Genomic DNA, 423 nt, shown 5'->3' with positions numbered 1-423 from the left:
CGTGCCGCCCGATGCGTCGGCGACCATGTAGATCTCGTAGTCGCCTTCGAGCATCGCGCACAGCGCGAACGTCGTGTTGCAGACTTCGGTCCACAGGCCCGAGACGACCACCTTCTTGCGGCCGTTCGCGGCGAGCGCGTCGCGCACCTTCTGGTCGTCCCACGAGTTCATCGACGTGCGTTCGAGCGTCTTCTGGTTCGGGAACACGTCGAGCAGCTCGGGATACGTGTGGCCCGAAAAGCTGTCGCTTTCGACGGTCGTGATCGTGGTCGGGATGTTGAATACCTTCGCGGCCTTCGCCAGGCCGACGACGTTGTTCTTCAGCGTCTGGCGATCGATCGACTGCACGCCGAACGCCATCTGCGGCTGCTGGTCGATGAAGATCAGCTGGCTGTTGTGCGGAGTGAGTACTTCAAGCTTCGG

1 protein-coding gene is annotated in these 423 nt (G+C 62.2%); it reads right to left on the bottom strand.

The window, feature by feature from the left end:
* Positions 1-423 (bottom strand): isochorismatase family protein (locus DIE17_RS37145; protein ID WP_124524145.1); only part of this gene is annotated, 423 nt, incomplete at both ends.

Origin of the sequence: Burkholderia sp. Bp9099 (assembly GCF_003857805.1) — a bacterium.
Classification (GTDB): Bacteria; Pseudomonadota; Gammaproteobacteria; order Burkholderiales; family Burkholderiaceae; genus Burkholderia.
Note: the sequence above shows the minus strand (reverse complement) of the source record. Positions and strands in the feature narration are given on the sequence as shown.